Source organism: Halocatena salina (assembly GCF_023115355.1).
Classification (GTDB): Archaea; Halobacteriota; Halobacteria; order Halobacteriales; family Haloarculaceae; genus Halocatena; species Halocatena salina.
Genome location: NZ_CP096019.1, coordinates 716011 through 732052 on the forward strand (window position 1 = coordinate 716011; position 16042 = coordinate 732052).

17 protein-coding genes are annotated in these 16042 nt (G+C 58.9%); 8 read left to right on the forward strand and 9 right to left on the reverse strand.

Translation table 11 applies throughout. From position 1 onward, the window contains the following. Positions 1-98: 98 nt before the first annotated feature. Positions 99-881 (forward strand): M14 family metallopeptidase, encoded by a 783-nt coding sequence (locus tag MW046_RS03620; protein ID WP_247994205.1) that lies wholly within the window; start codon positions 99-101, stop codon positions 879-881. 1 nt (position 882) lies between these two features. Here MW046_RS03620 and MW046_RS03625 read toward each other — a convergent pair whose 3' ends face one another. Together MW046_RS03625 and MW046_RS03630 are read right to left on the reverse strand one after the other, a co-directional pair. Beyond that, positions 883-1332: a UPF0179 family protein gene (locus tag MW046_RS03625; protein WP_247994206.1), complete on the reverse strand. Its 450-nt coding sequence runs from the start codon at positions 1330-1332 to the stop codon at positions 883-885. A 68-nt stretch (positions 1333-1400) separates the two neighbouring features. Next, complete coding sequence (locus tag MW046_RS03630) at positions 1401-1781, reverse strand: DUF5820 family protein (protein WP_247994207.1); 381 nt, start codon at positions 1779-1781, stop codon at positions 1401-1403. 422 nt (positions 1782-2203) lie between these two features. Here MW046_RS03630 and MW046_RS03635 point away from each other — a divergent pair, with 422 nt between their 5' ends. The 4 genes from MW046_RS03635 to MW046_RS03650 are packed head-to-tail and all read left to right on the forward strand — an operon-like array spanning position 2204 to position 9840. Further along, a complete protein-coding gene (locus MW046_RS03635; protein WP_247994208.1) occupies positions 2204-4276 on the forward strand; it encodes a PrkA family serine protein kinase in 2073 nt (690 codons plus the stop codon). After that, the gene (locus tag MW046_RS03640; protein ID WP_247994209.1) at positions 4273-6549 is read left to right on the forward strand and encodes a PrkA family serine protein kinase; all 2277 of its coding nucleotides are present in this window, start codon (positions 4273-4275) and stop codon (positions 6547-6549) included. Before MW046_RS03635 ends, MW046_RS03640 begins: the two co-directional genes overlap by 4 nt. Next, positions 6540-7850, forward strand: a complete 1311-nt coding sequence (locus tag MW046_RS03645; protein WP_247994210.1) for a YeaH/YhbH family protein — start codon at positions 6540-6542, stop codon at positions 7848-7850. The genes MW046_RS03640 and MW046_RS03645 overlap by 10 nt, the downstream gene beginning before the upstream one ends. Then, complete coding sequence (locus tag MW046_RS03650) at positions 7843-9840, forward strand: SpoVR family protein (RefSeq protein ID WP_247994211.1); 1998 nt, start codon at positions 7843-7845, stop codon at positions 9838-9840. The genes MW046_RS03645 and MW046_RS03650 overlap by 8 nt, the downstream gene beginning before the upstream one ends. A gap of 164 nt (positions 9841-10004) precedes the next feature. On the opposite strand, the gene ndk is transcribed toward MW046_RS03650, so the two are convergent. Genes ndk through rpl7ae form a run of 4 tightly spaced genes read right to left on the reverse strand, consistent with a single transcriptional unit; the run spans position 10005 to position 11380 of the window. Beyond that, on the reverse strand, positions 10005-10466 hold the full coding sequence (gene ndk / locus MW046_RS03655; protein ID WP_247994212.1) for a nucleoside-diphosphate kinase: 462 nt from the start codon (positions 10464-10466) through the stop codon (positions 10005-10007). Continuing rightward, positions 10463-10792: a 50S ribosomal protein L24e gene (locus tag MW046_RS03660; protein ID WP_247994213.1), complete on the reverse strand. Its 330-nt coding sequence runs from the start codon at positions 10790-10792 to the stop codon at positions 10463-10465. The genes ndk and MW046_RS03660 overlap by 4 nt, the downstream gene beginning before the upstream one ends. A gap of 3 nt (positions 10793-10795) precedes the next feature. Then, complete coding sequence (locus MW046_RS03665; RefSeq protein WP_124955696.1) at positions 10796-11017, reverse strand: 30S ribosomal protein S28e; 222 nt, start codon at positions 11015-11017, stop codon at positions 10796-10798. Further along, positions 11018-11380, reverse strand: coding sequence for a 50S ribosomal protein L7Ae (rpl7ae, locus tag MW046_RS03670; RefSeq protein WP_247994214.1), 363 nt, complete (start codon positions 11378-11380; stop codon positions 11018-11020). A 314-nt stretch (positions 11381-11694) separates the two neighbouring features. Here rpl7ae and tmcA point away from each other — a divergent pair, with 314 nt between their 5' ends. Continuing rightward, on the forward strand, positions 11695-13905 hold the full coding sequence (gene tmcA, locus MW046_RS03675) for a tRNA(Met) cytidine acetyltransferase TmcA (protein ID WP_247994215.1): 2211 nt from the start codon (positions 11695-11697) through the stop codon (positions 13903-13905). Further along, on the forward strand, positions 13898-14380 hold the full coding sequence (locus tag MW046_RS03680) for a DUF456 domain-containing protein (protein ID WP_247994216.1): 483 nt from the start codon (positions 13898-13900) through the stop codon (positions 14378-14380). Before tmcA ends, MW046_RS03680 begins: the two co-directional genes overlap by 8 nt. 13 nt (positions 14381-14393) lie before the next feature. Here MW046_RS03680 and MW046_RS03685 read toward each other — a convergent pair whose 3' ends face one another. Beyond that, complete coding sequence (locus MW046_RS03685) at positions 14394-14570, reverse strand: hypothetical protein (protein ID WP_247994217.1); 177 nt, start codon at positions 14568-14570, stop codon at positions 14394-14396. Between the two features lie 160 nt (positions 14571-14730). Between MW046_RS03685 and MW046_RS03690 the strand changes: the two genes are divergently transcribed. Beyond that, entirely contained in the window at positions 14731-14892 is a 162-nt protein-coding gene (locus MW046_RS03690) for a DUF8014 family protein (RefSeq protein ID WP_247994218.1), read from the forward strand. Here the strand turns inward: MW046_RS03690 and MW046_RS03695 are convergent. Both MW046_RS03695 and MW046_RS03700 read right to left on the reverse strand, forming a co-directional pair. After that, positions 14889-15620, reverse strand: coding sequence for a GNAT family N-acetyltransferase (locus MW046_RS03695; protein ID WP_247994219.1), 732 nt, complete (start codon positions 15618-15620; stop codon positions 14889-14891). The two genes, MW046_RS03690 and MW046_RS03695, sit on opposite strands and share 4 nt — an antisense overlap. 25 nt (positions 15621-15645) lie before the next feature. Then, positions 15646-16038 (reverse strand): DUF8055 family protein, encoded by a 393-nt coding sequence (locus tag MW046_RS03700; RefSeq protein ID WP_247994220.1) that lies wholly within the window; start codon positions 16036-16038, stop codon positions 15646-15648. Positions 16039-16042 lie beyond the last annotated feature (4 nt).

The following is a 16042-nucleotide window of genomic DNA, read 5'->3' on the forward strand; positions in this document are numbered from 1 at the left end:
TTACGGCGAAAAATGCCAGAGAGTGATACATTGATAAGGTATGCGTATGACGACAACAAACCGCATAATTGATTACGGGGTCCGTGGTATTCCAACACATGCGCGTTGAACAGTTGGGCGAAGGCGAACCGAACTTCGCGGTTGTTGGATCGATACATGGTGACGAGCCGTGTGGCGCGCATGCGATCGAAACGCTACTCGATGCTGATCTGTCCATTGACCGACCAGTAAAGCTCATCATTGCGAACGAGCGAGCGCTCGATCGTAACGTGCGTTATACAGAGACCGATCTGAACCGCGTCTTTCCGGGCGATCCCGATGCTGACGCCTACGAGACACGACTGGCACACGAACTGTTGAAGGAAATCCGTGGCTGTACGACGCTGTCGTTGCACTCGACGCAGTCGTACAGTCGTCCGTTTGCTATCGTCGATGAAACTGGGCCACTCGCGGAAACGATCTGTCCGCATTTATCGATCGACGTGCTCGTTGAAACGGGGGGATTCGTCAAGAACACGCTCGTCGGCTACGTCGACGTCGTCGAAGTTGAGTGTGGGATGCAAGGCTCCCAGCAAGCTGCGGAGAACGCCGTCGAACTCGTTCAGGAATTTCTCGGAGCGGCTGGTGTGCTTTCCGGACCAGTCGAGACTGAAACGAGTACGGTTCCCATCTACCAGTTACAGCGTCAGATCCCGAAGGATCCCGAATCATCGTACGCGGTTCACGTAGAAAATTTCGAACGAGTCGATGCTGGTGCACCCTATGCCACCAGCGACGAGACGGAGATACGCGCTGAGGAGCCGTTTTATCCAGTCCTTATGTCCTCACAAGGATATGAGAGACAGCTCGGATACGCGGCCGATCGGAGCGGCACCTTGTAGCTCATTCCGATTCGTTGGAATCGAGTTCTACGAGCGTGAGATCTCGATCGAGCATACAGAAGTCGTGCGGTGGGTCCCCGATCACCTCCCGGATAGTGTACGACGTGTCGAACTCCGCACCCATCGGTTCACAGTAGGGGTGACTCGGACAGTCGGTGTGGGGACACGGCCCTTCGAGTTGAGCCGTGGATCCGGCGTACGCGCTGGTCGACGGGACCGTCGCGCGTACGGATGTCGGCTCGACATCGACGGCGGTGACGCCCGTATCGTGGACGGCACACTCAAGCGTTCCGGAGTTCCGAACGTTCGTAACGCGGTATCGAACATCCTCCGTGAGGTTGAGACACTGCTCCCGGTATGGACAGCCCTCACAGGCAGGAGATGCGCCCTGATAGACGAACTCGGTTCCCTCCTCTGCGAGTCGTGTCCCGATGAGCGTAACGGAGGTCATAGGGGAAATAACGATCCTGTGGGGTTAAGCTTCCCGCACTATCATCTTTTTTCCGCTCGGGTGGTGACTCAGGAGTCCGTCCCCGTCAGCTCGTCGAGCGCCTCGAAATACGCCGGCCGGGGCACCTGATACAGCTCGCGGTAATCGATCTCTCCGGCTCCAAAGCGCTCACAGAGCGCCACCGCACCCTCGATCGCGGCCGCGCGGCTCTCGAATCGGCCGGGATCGTACTCTACCTCCGGTTCCAAAAACAGCGTGACGAACCACGTGTCTGTCTCCGTCCGTTGTCCTCCCGGTCTGCGATCGCGCTGGCCACGCGTCACGTACACCGTCGGCAGACACGGCGGGGGAAACGAACCTCCATCGAACACGTCAGGCCGGTAGGCGAGAATGACGCGCTCGTTTGCTTCGTTCCAGAGCCGCCATCCAGCAGGCGGGTCGATCTCCATATTCCCTATTGGCTGACCGCCACAATGAGCAGTACGATCGAAGACGACCGCCACACGTCTGCCGTGGGTTGACAGGGATATATAAATGCTGAGTGAGATTCGGTACATCTCTGTCCACCCAGCAACGACGGCCGTCGGTTTTATCTACCAATCCACACGTTTGATAGTGGTATCGTGGGAAGACTTATGTATGTGAAGGACTAACGTGATATATAGTATCGGGGATTGATCCGTTCGGGGAGTCTCTCACTGTGGTGTCGGGTCAGTGATCCGTGCTGGCCCGACCGAACACGGCGTATTCGGGCCAGTGACGTCCGGTCGGACGTTGGTCGTCGCATTCCGATCCACAAGAGGGGACACTCGCGCGGTATCCATTCCCGAGACTAGCGCAGTCGGGAGAACCAGACCGACTCCGTGATACCATGACAGGTGATATGGCAACCCTCGAAGACCTCAGCAAGGCGTACCAAGATTCGATCCCCGCTGACTTGCGACACACCCACTCCTTCGAGTGGTATCTGGAGACCGTCCACGAGGAGCCGACGATTGCCCGCAGCGCTCACCAGCGTGTCGCGGACATGTTCGATTACTACGGCACCGAATACGATGAGGACGCCGGTGTCGTCGAGTATCGTCTCGCCAGCAAAGATCCGTTGTTCGACGGTGAAAACACCTTCTACGGACGAAGCATTCACGAGGCCATCCACGAGTTCGTGAACAAAGTAAAATCGGGTGCTCGTGGTCTCGGACCCGAAAACCGGATCAAGCTTCTGCTCGGTCCCGTCGGATCAGGAAAATCCGACTTCGACCGGCAGGTGCGTCGGTACTTCGAGGATTACACCCTCAGGGACGACGGCCGGATGTACACGTTCCGGTGGACGAACCTCTGTGACGTGATCCACGATCAAGATCCGGCGGACGACGTGGTCCGTTCGCCGATGAACCAGGATCCACTCGTGTTGTTACCGCAGGCCCAGCGTGATGGGATCATCGAGACACTCAACGAACGGCTCGATGCACCCTACACCATCCGTAACGAGCAGTCGCTCGATCCGGCCAGCGAGTTCTACATGGACAAGCTGCTCGAACAGTACGACGACGATCTCAAACAGGTGCTCGAAAACCACATCGAGATCATTCGCGTCGTGGCCGACGAGAACAAGCGGCTGGCGATCGAGACGTTCGAACCGAAGGACAAGAAAAACCAAGATGAAACGGAACTTACCGGTGATGTAAACTATTCGAAAATCGCCGTCTACGGCGAATCCGATCCGCGGGCATTCGATTACTCGGGGGCGTTCTGTAACGCCAATCGAGGCATCTTCAGCGGTGAGGAGCTGCTCAAGCTCCAACGTGAGTTCCTATACGATTTCCTACACGCGAGTCAGGAGCAGACGATCAAACCAAAGAACAACCCGCGTATCGACATCGATCAGGTGATCGTCGGTCGTACGAACATGCCCGAGTACAAAGAGAAAAAGGGCGACGAGAAGATGGAGGCGTTCAACGACCGGACGAAGCGGATCGACTTCCCCTACGTGCTCCAGTACGAAGAGGAGGCGAAGGTGTATCAGAAGATGCTCAACAACGCCGATCTCCCCGACATTCACGTCGAACCCCACACCCTCGAGATGGCGGGACTGTTCGGTGTGCTCACCCGAATCGTTGAGCCTGACGGCGGACAGATCGGCATCGTCCAGAAGGCGAAAGCGTACAACGGGGAGGGCGACGAGATCGACGACGTGGATCTGAAAAAGCTTCACGACGAAGCCGAAGAGACAGCAGAGGTGGGCGAGGGGATGGAGGGCGTCTCGCCGCGCTTCGTGAGCGACGAGATCGCCGAAGCGATCATGGACAGCATGCACCGCAGTCGGGAGTTCCTCTCCCCGTTGACGACGTTCAACCACCTCGAGGCCAACCTCGAAAACCACGGTTCGATCGCAGAAGAGCATTTCGAGCAGTATTACCGGTATCTCGAACTGGTACGCGAGGAGTACAAAGAGCGTGCGATCGAGGACGTGCGCCATGCGCTGGCCTACGACGTCGATGAGATCCGACGGCAGGGCGAGAAGTACATGGACCACGTCATGGCGTACATCGATGACGACACGATCGAAGACGAGATCACCGGCCGGGAGTCCGAACCCGACGAGACGTTCCTCCGGTCGGTCGAGGAGAAGCTCAACATCCCCGAAGACCGAAAAGACGACTTCCGTCAGGAAGTATCGAACTGGGTGTCACGCCGTGCGAGGGAGGGGACGAGCTTCAACCCCCAAGACAACGACCGACTGCGCCGAGCACTCGAACGGAAGTTGTGGGAAGACAAAAAACACAACATCAACTTCTCTGCACTCGTTTCCAGCGGCGAGACCGATGACGACGAGCGCAACGCGTGGATCGAGGCACTCATCGATCAGGGGTATTCCCACGAAGGGGCAAAGGAGGTGCTCGAATTCGCTGGTGCGGAGGTGGCCAAAACCGAACTCGAAGAATGACGCGGGAGTTCATCCATCAGGCGGACCGAGAACTGACCGCAGCCTACGAGGAGCCGATGTCACTCGAACAGTACATCGACCGCATTCTCGAACGGCCACAGTTGGCTGCTCACGCCAGCAAATATCTCCTCGAAGCGATCGAATCCGCCGGGACGCGGTCAGTAGTCGAGGAAGGCGAAGAAAAGGAACGGTATCGGTTTTTCGACGATCCCCACAACGACGGTGAACACGCCATTCTCGGCAACACGGAGGTGCTCAACGAGTTCGTTGACGACCTCCGATCGATCGCCGCAAAGCGGGGCAAAGAGGAGAAGATCGTCTGGCTCGAAGGCCCGACGGCGACGGGAAAATCGGAGCTGAAGCGCTGTCTCATCAATGGGCTTCGAGAATACTCAAAGACCGACGCAGGACGACGATACACCATCGAGTGGAACATCTCCGGTGCACGAGAATCCGGTGGACTGACCTACGGTGATCAGCAGGTCAGCGACGAAGACGAATGGTACGCGAGTCCGGTCCAATCTCACCCGTTGTCGGTCTTTCCACCGGCGGTTCGTGAACGACTACTCAACCAGTTGAACGAGCGTCTGGAAGACCATATTCCAGTGCAAGTCGACAGCCGATTGGACCCGTTCTGTCGTGAGGCGTACGACTATCTCGAAGAGCAGTATCGCCGAGAGGGACGTGAAGAGCTGTTTTCGGCGGTAACGGGTTCCGAACATCTTCGAGTGAAGAACTTCGTCGTCGATGTCGGCGACGGGATCGGCGTGCTCCACTCCGAAGACGAGGGCACGCCCAAAGAGCGGCTGGTCGGCTCGTGGATGCGGGGCATGTTACAGAAGCTAGATTCCCGGGGGAGAAAGAATCCACAGGCGTTTAGCTACGATGGGGTGCTGTCACAGGGTAATGGGCTGTTGACGCTGGTCGAAGACGCCGCCCAACACGCCGACCTGCTCCAGAAGCTACTGAACGTGCCCGATGAGCGGCACGTGAAACTGGACAAAGGCATCGGGATGGACATCGACACGCAGCTCATCATCATCTCCAATCCGGATCTCGAAGCCAAACTGAACCAGCACGCCGATCGACAGGGCCAAGATCCACTGAAGGCACTCAAACGCCGACTCGACAAACACGAGTTCAGGTATCTCACGAACCTCTCGCTCGAAGCCGAGCTGCTCCGGCGGGAGCTGACCAACGAGACGGAGGTGTGGGTCGCCGATTCCTACGACCAGCTCGAAGAGATGATCCGTGAACCGTTGGTGCTCACGGTCAGGGACAGCGAGCATCAGGTGATCGACCGGGAGCTTGCGCCTCACACCATCGAGGCAGCCGCGCTGTATGCGGTCGTCACGCGTCTCGACACTGACGATCTACCGCCGGGACTCGATCTCGGAGACAAGGCGCGGCTGTTCGACGCCGGCTACATCCACGACGGCGACGATCGGTTAGAGAAAGACGAGTTCGACTTCGCTGACGACACCACCGACGGGGAGCACGGCATTCCCGTGACGTACACGCGGGACATCATCGCTGATCTCCTGTATGAAACGCAGGATCGTCACCACCCCGATCTCTCCGTCGAGGACGTGCTCATGCCCCGGGACGTGCTCGATGCGATGGCGGACGGGCTGATAGACGCGCCGGTGTTTTCGGACACCGAACGCACGGAGTTCGAAAACCGTGTGGTACAGGTGAAAAACGGAATCTTCAGCGCCCAAGAGGAGGATGTGCTCGCAGCCATCATGCGGGACAAACGCGTCGACGTGGAGACCGTCGAGGAGTACGTCGAACACGTGTATGCGTGGGCCGAAAACGAGCCGATCGTGAACGACCGTGGCGAGCACGAGGAGCCGGATCCGCTCAAGATGAAGATATTCGAAATCAAGCATCTCGGTCGCTTCGACGAAAAACACTACGCGGGAACCGATCCTTCCGAAGCCGTCAGATCGTTCCGCACCGAGAAGATCATCACCGCCTTGAACCGACATGCGTGGGCCAACCGTGACGAACAGTTCCGGGCTCAGGACGTGAATCCCAAAGAGATCCCGGTGATCCGAACGGTGCTCGGCAGTCACGACTGGGACGAAGTCCGTCGGACGTTCGAGGACTTCGACCCTCGCCAATGGGATGACCCCCCCACTGGAACGGAGACGGCGGATGTAAAGGAGACTACTATCGAGAACATGATCGACATGTTCGAGTACAGCGAGGCGTCCGCCGAGTTGACGAGTCGGCACGTCATGGGACAGGTGAGCTACAAATGGGACTGAGAGACGACTTAGAACGGTATCGCGAGGTCGGTGAGGAGCGCCGCCAAGACCTCGCGGAGTTCATTCAGTACGGCGATCTCGGCCAGAGCCTCCCCGATGAGATCCACATTCCGATCAAGATCGTCGATCTACCAGCCTTCGAGTACGACCAGCGCGATCAGGGCGGCGTCGGCCAAGGCCAAGACGGTGCTCCCGACGTGGGCGATCCCGTCGGTCAACCCCAACCCGGCGACGGTGACGAAGACGGTGAGCCGGGTGAGGAGGGTGGTGAACACGAGTATTACGAGATGGATCCCGAGGAGTTCGCCCAAGAACTCGACGACGAACTCGGGTTGGATCTCGAACCGAAGGGCAAGCGGGTCGTCGAAGAAAAGGAGGGTGAGTACACCGATATCACCCGGACGGGACCGGCCAGTACACTCGATTTCGACCGGCTGTTCAAATCCGGTCTCAAGCGCAAGCTGGCGATGGATTTCGACGAGGAGTACGTTCGTGCGGTACTGAAAGTCGATGGGATGGGACCACAAGCGGTGTTCGAGTGGGCACGCGGAGAGAACATCCCGGTCTCGCGGGCGTGGATCGAAGACGCGTACGCGGGATTGACACAGACAGAGCGCTCCGAATACGAGAGCATCGAGGCGATGGAGGCAGCGGTCGATCGGACTCCGACTGCCACTCGGATCCGAGAGGAAGGGATCGAAGACATCCCGTTCCGGCGCGAGGACGAACGGTACCGGTACCCAGAAACCATCGAGGAAAAGGAGCGCAACGTCGTCGTGGTGAACATCCGTGACGTATCCGGATCGATGCGGGAGAAAAAGCGGGAGTTGGTCGAGCGGACGTTCACGCCACTCGATTGGTATCTGACGGGAAAATACGACAACGCCGAATTCATCTACATCGCTCACGACGCCGACGCATGGGAGGTTTCCCGCGAGGAGTTCTTCGGCATTCGCTCGGGTGGTGGGACGCGCATTTCGAGCGCGTACGAGTTGGCGGCACAGCTCCTCGAAGAGTATCCCTGGAGCGATTGGAATCGGTACGTGTTCGCGGCGGGCGATTCGGAGAACTCCTCGAACGATACCTCCGAGCGGGTTATCCCGATGATGCAAGCGATCGACGCGAATCTTCACGCCTATGTCGAAACACAGCCCAGTGGGAACGCGATCAACGCGACACACGCCGAAGAGGTCGAGCGACATTTCGGAGAGAGCGAATCCGTGGCGGTCGCGTACGTGACCAGTCCGGGGGACATCGTAAATGCCATCTACACCATCTTGAGCACCGAGAGCAATGAGTAAGCCATCGACAGACAGAGCGGACAAACAGCGCATTGCAGAGGAACTCAAGCCAGTCGTGCGCGAAGCCCACGCGCTCGCAGGAAAGCTCGGTCTCGATCCGTATCCGGTGAACTACTGGATCGTCGATTACGACGAGATGAACTCACTCGTGGCGTACAACGGGTTCCAAGAACGGTATCCCCACTGGCGGTGGGGGATGACCTACGACCAACAGCGCAAACAGCGCCAGTTTCTGGGTGGGAAGGCCTACGAGCTGGTCAACAACGACAGCCCGGCGCACGCCTTCTTGCAGGAATCGAACGCCATGGCTGATCAGAAGGCGGTAATCACCCACGTTGCAGCTCACGCAGATTTCTTCGCCAACAACCAGTGGTACGGGCTGTTCACCGACGACCCGAACGCAGCCCGAATGCTCGCCAGCCACGCCGACACCATCGAGTCCTACATGGATGATCCGGAGATCGACCGCGAGGCAGTCGAAAAATGGATCGATAACGTGCTCTGCTTGGAAGATTGTATCGATCAACACCAGCCGTTCTCGACGGTCGATGATTGGTTGGATGAGACGCCGTCCGAGGCCGACATCAACGAGAAGCTAGAAGAACTCGACCTGAGTGAGGAGGTGCTCGGACAGGTGTTTGACGAGGAGTGGCTAGACCAACAGCGCGAAACCGAGGGCGTCACCTCCTTCCCCATCGAGCCGGAACACGATCTCATCTCGTTTCTACGCACCCACGGGATGGGGTACGACGAGGACGCAGAGAAGGCAGTCGAGTTCGAAGATTGGCAGCGCGAGATCATGGAACTGCTCCGCCGAGAGGCGTACTACTTCGCCCCCCAAAAGATGACCAAGGTGCTCAACGAGGGATGGGCTGCATACTGGGAGTCGATCATGATGGGCGAAGAGGGATTTGCGGCCGAAAACGAGTTCATTCATTACGCCGACCACCAGGCGAAGGTGCTCGGATCGCCCGGCTTCAATCCGTACAAACTGGGCAAAGAGCTGTGGGAGTACGTCGAGAATGTGACTAACCGTCGTGAGGTGGTCGAGCACCTGCTCCGGATCGAGGGCGTGACGTGGCGGAACTTCCACGATACGGTCGATCTCGATGACGTGTTGGAATCGCTCGATCCCGATCCGATCGTGGATCGAGTAGCAAGCGAGACGCTCGACCAACTCGATCCAGCGGATCCTCGCGTCGATGTCGACGGACTCGAACGGGCCAAAGCGGGCGAGATCGACGTCGATCGGTTCCCGTGGAAGGTACTCACCTACGATGGGATCGCAGAACGCCACTACTCGCTCGCAAAGCCCCAAAATCGGGGCTTTTTGGCGCAGATCACTCAGAACGACGTCGAACGGATCGCTCGGTACATGTTCGACGACGCGCGATACGCTTCCATCGAGGAAGCACTTGAGAACGTGGATTACCGCGCCGGTTGGAACCGAATGTACGAGATCCGCGAGAGCCACAACGACGTGACGTTTCTCGATGAGTTCCTCACACAGGAGTTCGTCGAGGAACACGGCTACTTCACCTATGAGTACATGGAAACCACGGAAGATTACCGCGTGACCAGCACCGACGTCGAGGACGTGAAGAAAAAGCTCATGCTCCAGTTCTCGAACTTCGGCAAACCCACCGTCGTCGTCGAAGACGGTAACTACAACAACCGAAACGAACTGTTGCTCTCCCACCAGTACAACGGAGTTATGCTCGACGTCGAACAGGCCCATCAGGTCCTCAAACGCGTGTTCAAACTGTGGGGACACCCCGTGAACCTGAAAACCATCGTCAAGGAACTCTCCGAAAACGACATCGAGGTGGCCCGGCGGCGCGACAGCGAACCCACTCCAGAGGAAACCGGAAAACTCCTCCGGTACGACGGGGAGAACCTTTCGATCACGGATCTACCGTGGAAGGAGGTCGAACACCTCGCCGCCACCGACGTGGATTACGACACCAAACCCGACGAGTGGCTGGCGTGACGGTCTGCGTGAGTGAGAGCCGTCTCACAGAGTCAGTCTCACCGAGTACGTCACCACGGATCACGGGACAGGTTCCGTAGCGTCGTTCGGAAACAGACACACCACTCCCGGCGTGATGCAGTACACAAAGCGATCGCTGGTGAGAATTGTGACCGGAGCCGTCCCTATTCGTACAGCCACCCCTCATCGATCCGTTCGTAGTCGATGAGTTCGTCCGGATCGAAAAAGAGGTCAATTTCGCGCTCGTTCGAACCCGGGTCCTCGTGATCCGAGCCGTGGATGACGTTCCGTCCGAGATCCAGCGCGTAATCGCCACGGATCGTACCGGGCGCAGCCTCGGCGGGGTCGGTTGCACCCATCATCTGACGGACCTGCCGGATCGCGTCCTCGCCTTCCCACACCATCGCAAACACGGGTCCAGACGTGATAAACGACGTCAGACCGTCGAAAAACGGCTTGTCGACGTGCTCGGCGTAGTGTTCACGAGCGAGCTCGTCATCGATCTGCATGAACTTCCCGCCGACGAGCTTCAGCCCCCGGTCCTCGAGACGGGAAACGATCTCACCGATCAATCCCCGTTGCACCGCGTCGGGCTTTGCCATCACGAACGTGCGTTCCTCGGTCATTCGGTCTCCTCCGGCATCTCCTCGTCGGAATCTGACGTTTCGGTTTCCGTATTGGGCTGATCGGCGGCTCCCGGTTCGCCCTCGACACCCGTATCCGTCGCTTCGTCTCGGTCGATATCGGCAATCACGTCGTCATCCTCGGTGTCTCGCTCTGGACGACCCGCTTCCGTCCATTCGAGATCACGGGATTCGCGGCCCATGAAGTAGTTTTTCTCGCATTTCGAATCCTTGAAATGCAGAACGGTACCGTCGTTGCGGACGTACATGATGCCCGTTCCGGGTTCGATTTCCTCGCCGCTGAAATCGCAGGTTCGTGTCGTTGGCATCGTTTATTGGCCTCCGATGGCGTCTGCTTCCCGGGCGGTTTCACGGAGCTGTAGGACATCGCCCTCGCGTACCGGCCCGAGAACGTTCCGTGTGATAATTCGACCTTGGTTGCCGCCGGAGAGAATGCGACATTTGACCTGCATGGCTTCGCCGTGCATACCGGTCTTGCCAACGATTTCGACGACTTCCGCGGCCGTCGCACCCTCCTGATCTTCCGCGCTCATTTACCTGAGATCCTCGAGTTTGTTCGTGATATCCTCAACGCTGCTTTCGGCCTCTCCGGCGTCAACGAGCGCCGCAGCTGCGCTTCCGACTTCGAGACCGGCGGCGTGACCGATGTCATCCTGTGTTTCGACGAAGACGTAAGGGATGTCCTTTTCGTCACACAGCTCCGGAAGGTGCATGACGACCTCCTCGGGCTGTACGTCTTCGGCGATGTACACCAACTCCGCGCTGGTGCGCTCGATCGCCTTCGTCGTCTCGTTCGTCCCTTTTTTCACCGAGCCTGTGTCCCGGGCGACCTGCAGCGCCTCGATGGCGTCTTCAGCAAGATCGGCCGGAACGTCGAAATCTACATAAACTGACATTGTTGTATTGCCTCCCATGTGGTGGCTCGCACTCCCCCGCCTCGTGGATGTGAGAACACTCCAGTCGATATGTCTTCCTCACGATCCACTGCCGATTCAGTTACCGGGTACGTCCGGTTGCTTGTCGAGCAACGCTCGACACAGTCGGCGAGTTGTCCCTGGCTGGGAGTATCATCAACCCCACACGGGTTGTACACCGACTTACTGTAGCCGTCCATAAAAGCGCTTCCGAACACACGCGACCGTGTGGGATCGACACACGACGGAGCAACGATGACCGGTGGAGGCTTGAGAGTCGGGCTGTTGGTTCGGATATGCTCAGGGAAGTCGTGGACACACTTCTGGCCGAGGCCAAGCGCGCGAACGAGCGACGGCTGCTCGTGCTCACCGGCTCCCATGAGACCGCTCTCGACGCCGCGACAACGGTGGTCGACGCTGTCGGTTCCGACGATGCGGTGCTCGTCGGACACCGGACGGTCGGAGGCCTCGAACGCCTCCCGCCGTCCCAAGTGGAGAAACTACTCGGGACGACACACGACGGTATCATCGTCGACCTACACGAGGAGTGTCGTCCTAACACCATCGGCCGTGTCGCTGGCGCGGTCGACGGCGGGGGACTATTCGTGTTGTTGACACCGCCGTTCGATTCGTGGATCGATCGACGCGACCAGTTCGACGACACTCTCGCTGTCCCGCCCGACGACGTCGCGGAGGTGACGGGACGATTCCGTCGTCGTCTGATTTCGCTGCTCCGACTCCACGAAGGGATCGCCATCGTGGATCTACCGACTCGGACGGTGGTTCAGGACGGCAAGACCGACCCATCGCCGATGATCACGGCGGTTCAGCCGAGACCACCGCCGGACCACGCGTTTCCGGAGGCTGCCTATCGGGCCTGTCTCACCACGGACCAAGCCCGGACGCTCCGAGTGCTCGAACGACTTCGTGAACCGGGCTGTGCAACCGTCGTCGAAACCGATCGTGGCCGGGGAAAATCCAGTGCGGCGGGTCTCGCAGCCGGTTCGCTCGCGGTCGCTGGTCGACACGTTCTCGTGACCGCGTCGGCCGTGACTGGCACTACGGAGGTGTTCGCCCGTGCTCGGGAGCTGTGTGAACAGCTCGACGTGCTTGGAGAAACGACCGAGACCGATCTCCGCACGACGACTGGTGGACGGGTGTACTTCAAACCGCCCGACAGTGCGACGTCGTTTCCGAACGATCCCGACGCCGTCGTCGTTGATGAAGCCGCAGCGCTTCCAGTGGGGCTGCTCGAACGCTTTCTCACCTCCACGCCGGTGGTGTTCACCACGACCATCCACGGGTATGAAGGCGCTGGCCGTGGGTTTTCCGTGCGGTTCCGGGATCGACTCGAAGACAGCACGCTCGACGTTACCGAATGCACGATGGAGACCCCGATCCGGTATGCACCCACGGATCCGATCGAACGATGGGCGTTCCACGCGCTGTTACTCGATGCGCGGCCAGCCGTCGACCAGCTGGTGACCGACGCACGACCGAACACTGTCGTCTACGAGCGACCGACGCCAGCCGAGCTGCTGGACGACGAACACCGGCTTCGAGAGCTGTTCGGTCTGCTTGTTCTCGCTCACTACCGAACCGAACCCGACGATCTCGCCCGCGTGCTCGATGCGCCGAACCTCTCCGTTCGGACACTGACACACGAGGGACACGTCGTAGCGGTCGCGTTGCTCGCCCGCGAAGGTGGTCTTCCTTCGGAAACGAGACGCGCAGCCTACCGTGGCGAACGGCTACGAGGGAACATGTTACCGGATCTACTCACGGGCCAACTCCGCGATCCCGAGGCGACGAAACCGATTGGACGACGGGTCATGCGCATCGCTACCCACCCGGCAGTGCGCTCTCACGGTCTCGGAACGCGGCTACTGGAAGCGATCCACGCCGAATTCGACGCCGACTGGTTCGGCGTCGCCTACGGAGCAACGCCCGAACTCATTCGGTTTTGGAACCGTAATGGATATCGAATGGTACATCTTTCAACGACCAGAAACGAGACCAGTGGCGAACACAGCGCAGTGATGCTCCGTCCGGGGACGTCCGGACTGTACGATCGCCACACTCGATGGTTTCGCACCCGGATCGGTGGGATGCTGACGGACACACTTTCCGAGGTCGATCCGGACGTCGTGCGGGCTGCCCTCGGGGCGATCGATACGCCTATCACAGCGGACCTCACCGATCGAGAATGGCGACTCGTTGCCAGCGCGGCGTACGGTCCCGGTCAGTTCGATATGCATCCCGAGCCGTTCCGACGCCTTGCGCTTGCCGCTTTGAGTGACCGGGCGTGTGGGTCGCTCTCGCCCCGGCAGGAACGACTGCTCGTCACCCGAGTGTTACAGGCTCGCCCGTGGTCGATCGTGGCCTCTGCGCTTGATTTTCATTCATCGAGTGGCTGTCGACGGGCGCTTGGCCGGACGCTCCGCCCGCTGGTCGACCGGTACGGAACGAGCGCGGCCGAAGACGAACGGAAGTGGTACGATGAGTGAACTAGTGTTGCTCCTTGCAGTGGTGTTGTTGCTCGTCGGTGTGGTCGGAAGCGTTGTTCCGATGATGCCGGGCGCACCCCTCTCGCTGTCGGGTGTGGTTCTTTACTGGTGGTCGACGGGTTTTTCCGATCCCGGTCTGGTAGCGGTGTTCGTCCTCACCGTACTCGGTCTCAGCGCGGTGCTCGCCGATCTTTTCGGCGGAGCGATCACCGCTCGCGTCGGCGGTGCCTCGCTCGTGACGACTGGACTCGCGGCCGTCGTCGGCGTCGTGTTGCTGTTTCTCACTGGCCCGGTCGGGCTGTTGGTCGGCATCGCTGGAACCGTCTTCCTCGCGGAATACGTCCGTCACCGAGACGCTAGAGCGGGCGTGAAAACCGCGCTGTTCGCAACGGCTGGCGTCGTCGGGTCGGCCGCCATGCAACTACTGCTCACCGCCAGTATGTTCGTGCTTTTCGTGTTTGCAGTGTTCCTGTAGGATCTGAGGAGTCTCAGCACGTGCAGTTGCCGCCACAGTCCCCACCACAGTCACAGTCCGGACCACACGTACACTCTCCACACCGGTACACGTAGCCACCGCCCGATTTACCTGTCGACCAACGGTTTGTGACGCGTCGCATCACCGGCGCAATGCACTGATCAAGTCCGATCGAACGCTTCGTTTGCATGATGATTGACTCCGTGTCGAAAAACGACAGATCGAAATAAAATACTATTGTTTAATATATTAATACAACTTATACCAATTATAGTGTGGAGATTAATAACAAGCGGATCAACCGCTGGTGTGGTCGGAACGCCTGTCAGGATCGGTGTGCTACGGATGGTATGTCGTGTGATGTTTCGGAGTGTGAGAACAGTGCTGCGGTTCGACTCCACGTGCCGTGGGCAGACACCAGAGCCGTCTGTCCAGCCCACGCGCGGGCGTTAGCCCAGCAGGATGGTGTTGTGGCTGAGCCGCTCGATGGAACCGAAGAGCAGTGGCCCTAAAGTGAAACAGCCATCATCACCTCATCGATGTATTCACCATCGATGAGGTAATGATCTTCCCGAACCGCTTCGGTTTCCCAGCCATGGCTGTCGAGGAATTCGATCGCCTCTTCATTGGTGGAGGGAACGCTGTTGTACACCTTTTCATACTCCTGTTCGGTGGCCCACTCCAGTCCGCGTTGGAGCAGGTGGCTTCCGATCCCGTACCCGCGATACGCAGGAAGGACGCCGACGGTGAGTTCCGCGGTGTGACTCAACTTTTCGATTTCGGGCGCGTTGAGATGCACCCATCCAACCACGTCCTCGTTGACTGTCGCAACGAAAAACACGCGGGATCGGAGATCGTTGTGTCGGAGTAAGACGTTCTCGTGATCAACGATGTCCGCGATGTTTTCGGCAACGATGTACGTCTCGTCGTCGATGGCCATCCGAATGGCCCCGACAAGTCCGCTGAGATCGCTCTCGTGGGCTTGACGGATCACGACTTCGACATCGTCCTCCGAAAACCGTTGTTCGGTCCCGCTCTCGAACGCGACCGAAAGATGATTGTCGTCCTCTCTGATAATCCCATCGCGCTTTAGGATCGCTACGTGATGGCCGAACGCCGACGGTTCCATGTTGAGTGCTGTTCGTGCCGCCTCGTACTCGACAGTCCCGTATCGCTCGACATGTTCGTACACATCCTTCCGGTCTCGGTGGGTGAATTCGAGCTCATCGGAGAACTGCATGAGTAATAATATCACACCTCACTACTTAACCATTTGTGCTGGGGTGGCCTGTAGCACGCCGTGGAACCTGGGTCAACAGCTGTGCCGTATCCTTGATGTTGTGGGTCTCAAGCAGCAGTTCGGCAACTTCGCGAACAGTGAATTCGGCGTCGATTGACACGTCATAGCACCGAGCGTACAGGGTGAGCCAGTCGTTCATCGCGCGTTCGAGCCGTGACAGTTCGGCGGGAGAGAACCGGCCCGGTCCGTCGGTGGCGTGTGCTTCGATGTACAAGCCGACGGCAGGCCCGACACCGTTGCGAAGCAATCTCACTGCCCGTTGCTCATCAGGGGGATCCACCGGTGGGTCGAACGTCGCTCGATCCTGACGGGCCTGTTCGGCCAGCGTAGCGATCCGCTCGTGGCGTTCGGTGTTCATGCTC

Excerpts from the sequence above, each read along its gene's own strand:
- rpl7ae (WP_247994214.1), bottom strand. The coding sequence starts at position 11,380 with ATGTCAGTTTATGTAGATTTCGACGTTCCGGCCGATCTTGCTGAAGAC.
- MW046_RS03680 (WP_247994216.1), top strand. The coding sequence starts at position 13,898 with ATGAGTGAACTAGTGTTGCTCCTTGCAGTGGTGTTGTTGCTCGTCGGT.
- MW046_RS03635 (WP_247994208.1), top strand. The coding sequence starts at position 2,204 with ATGACAGGTGATATGGCAACCCTCGAAGACCTCAGCAAGGCGTACCAA.
- MW046_RS03620 (WP_247994205.1), top strand. The coding sequence starts at position 99 with ATGCGCGTTGAACAGTTGGGCGAAGGCGAACCGAACTTCGCGGTTGTT.
- ndk (WP_247994212.1), bottom strand. The coding sequence starts at position 10,466 with ATGACCGAGGAACGCACGTTCGTGATGGCAAAGCCCGACGCGGTGCAA.
- MW046_RS03665 (WP_124955696.1), bottom strand. The coding sequence starts at position 11,017 with ATGAGCGCGGAAGATCAGGAGGGTGCGACGGCCGCGGAAGTCGTCGAA.
- MW046_RS03660 (WP_247994213.1), bottom strand. The coding sequence starts at position 10,792 with ATGCCAACGACACGAACCTGCGATTTCAGCGGCGAGGAAATCGAACCC.
- MW046_RS03645 (WP_247994210.1), top strand. The coding sequence starts at position 6,540 with ATGGGACTGAGAGACGACTTAGAACGGTATCGCGAGGTCGGTGAGGAG.
- tmcA (WP_247994215.1), top strand. The coding sequence starts at position 11,695 with ATGCTCAGGGAAGTCGTGGACACACTTCTGGCCGAGGCCAAGCGCGCG.
- MW046_RS03690 (WP_247994218.1), top strand. The coding sequence starts at position 14,731 with ATGTCGTGTGATGTTTCGGAGTGTGAGAACAGTGCTGCGGTTCGACTC.
- MW046_RS03640 (WP_247994209.1), top strand. The coding sequence starts at position 4,273 with ATGACGCGGGAGTTCATCCATCAGGCGGACCGAGAACTGACCGCAGCC.
- MW046_RS03650 (WP_247994211.1), top strand. The coding sequence starts at position 7,843 with ATGAGTAAGCCATCGACAGACAGAGCGGACAAACAGCGCATTGCAGAG.
- MW046_RS03625 (WP_247994206.1), bottom strand. The coding sequence starts at position 1,332 with ATGACCTCCGTTACGCTCATCGGGACACGACTCGCAGAGGAGGGAACC.
- MW046_RS03695 (WP_247994219.1), bottom strand. The coding sequence starts at position 15,620 with ATGCAGTTCTCCGATGAGCTCGAATTCACCCACCGAGACCGGAAGGAT.
- MW046_RS03630 (WP_247994207.1), bottom strand. The coding sequence starts at position 1,781 with ATGGAGATCGACCCGCCTGCTGGATGGCGGCTCTGGAACGAAGCAAAC.
- MW046_RS03700 (WP_247994220.1), bottom strand. The coding sequence starts at position 16,038 with ATGAACACCGAACGCCACGAGCGGATCGCTACGCTGGCCGAACAGGCC.
- MW046_RS03685 (WP_247994217.1), bottom strand. The coding sequence starts at position 14,570 with ATGCAAACGAAGCGTTCGATCGGACTTGATCAGTGCATTGCGCCGGTG.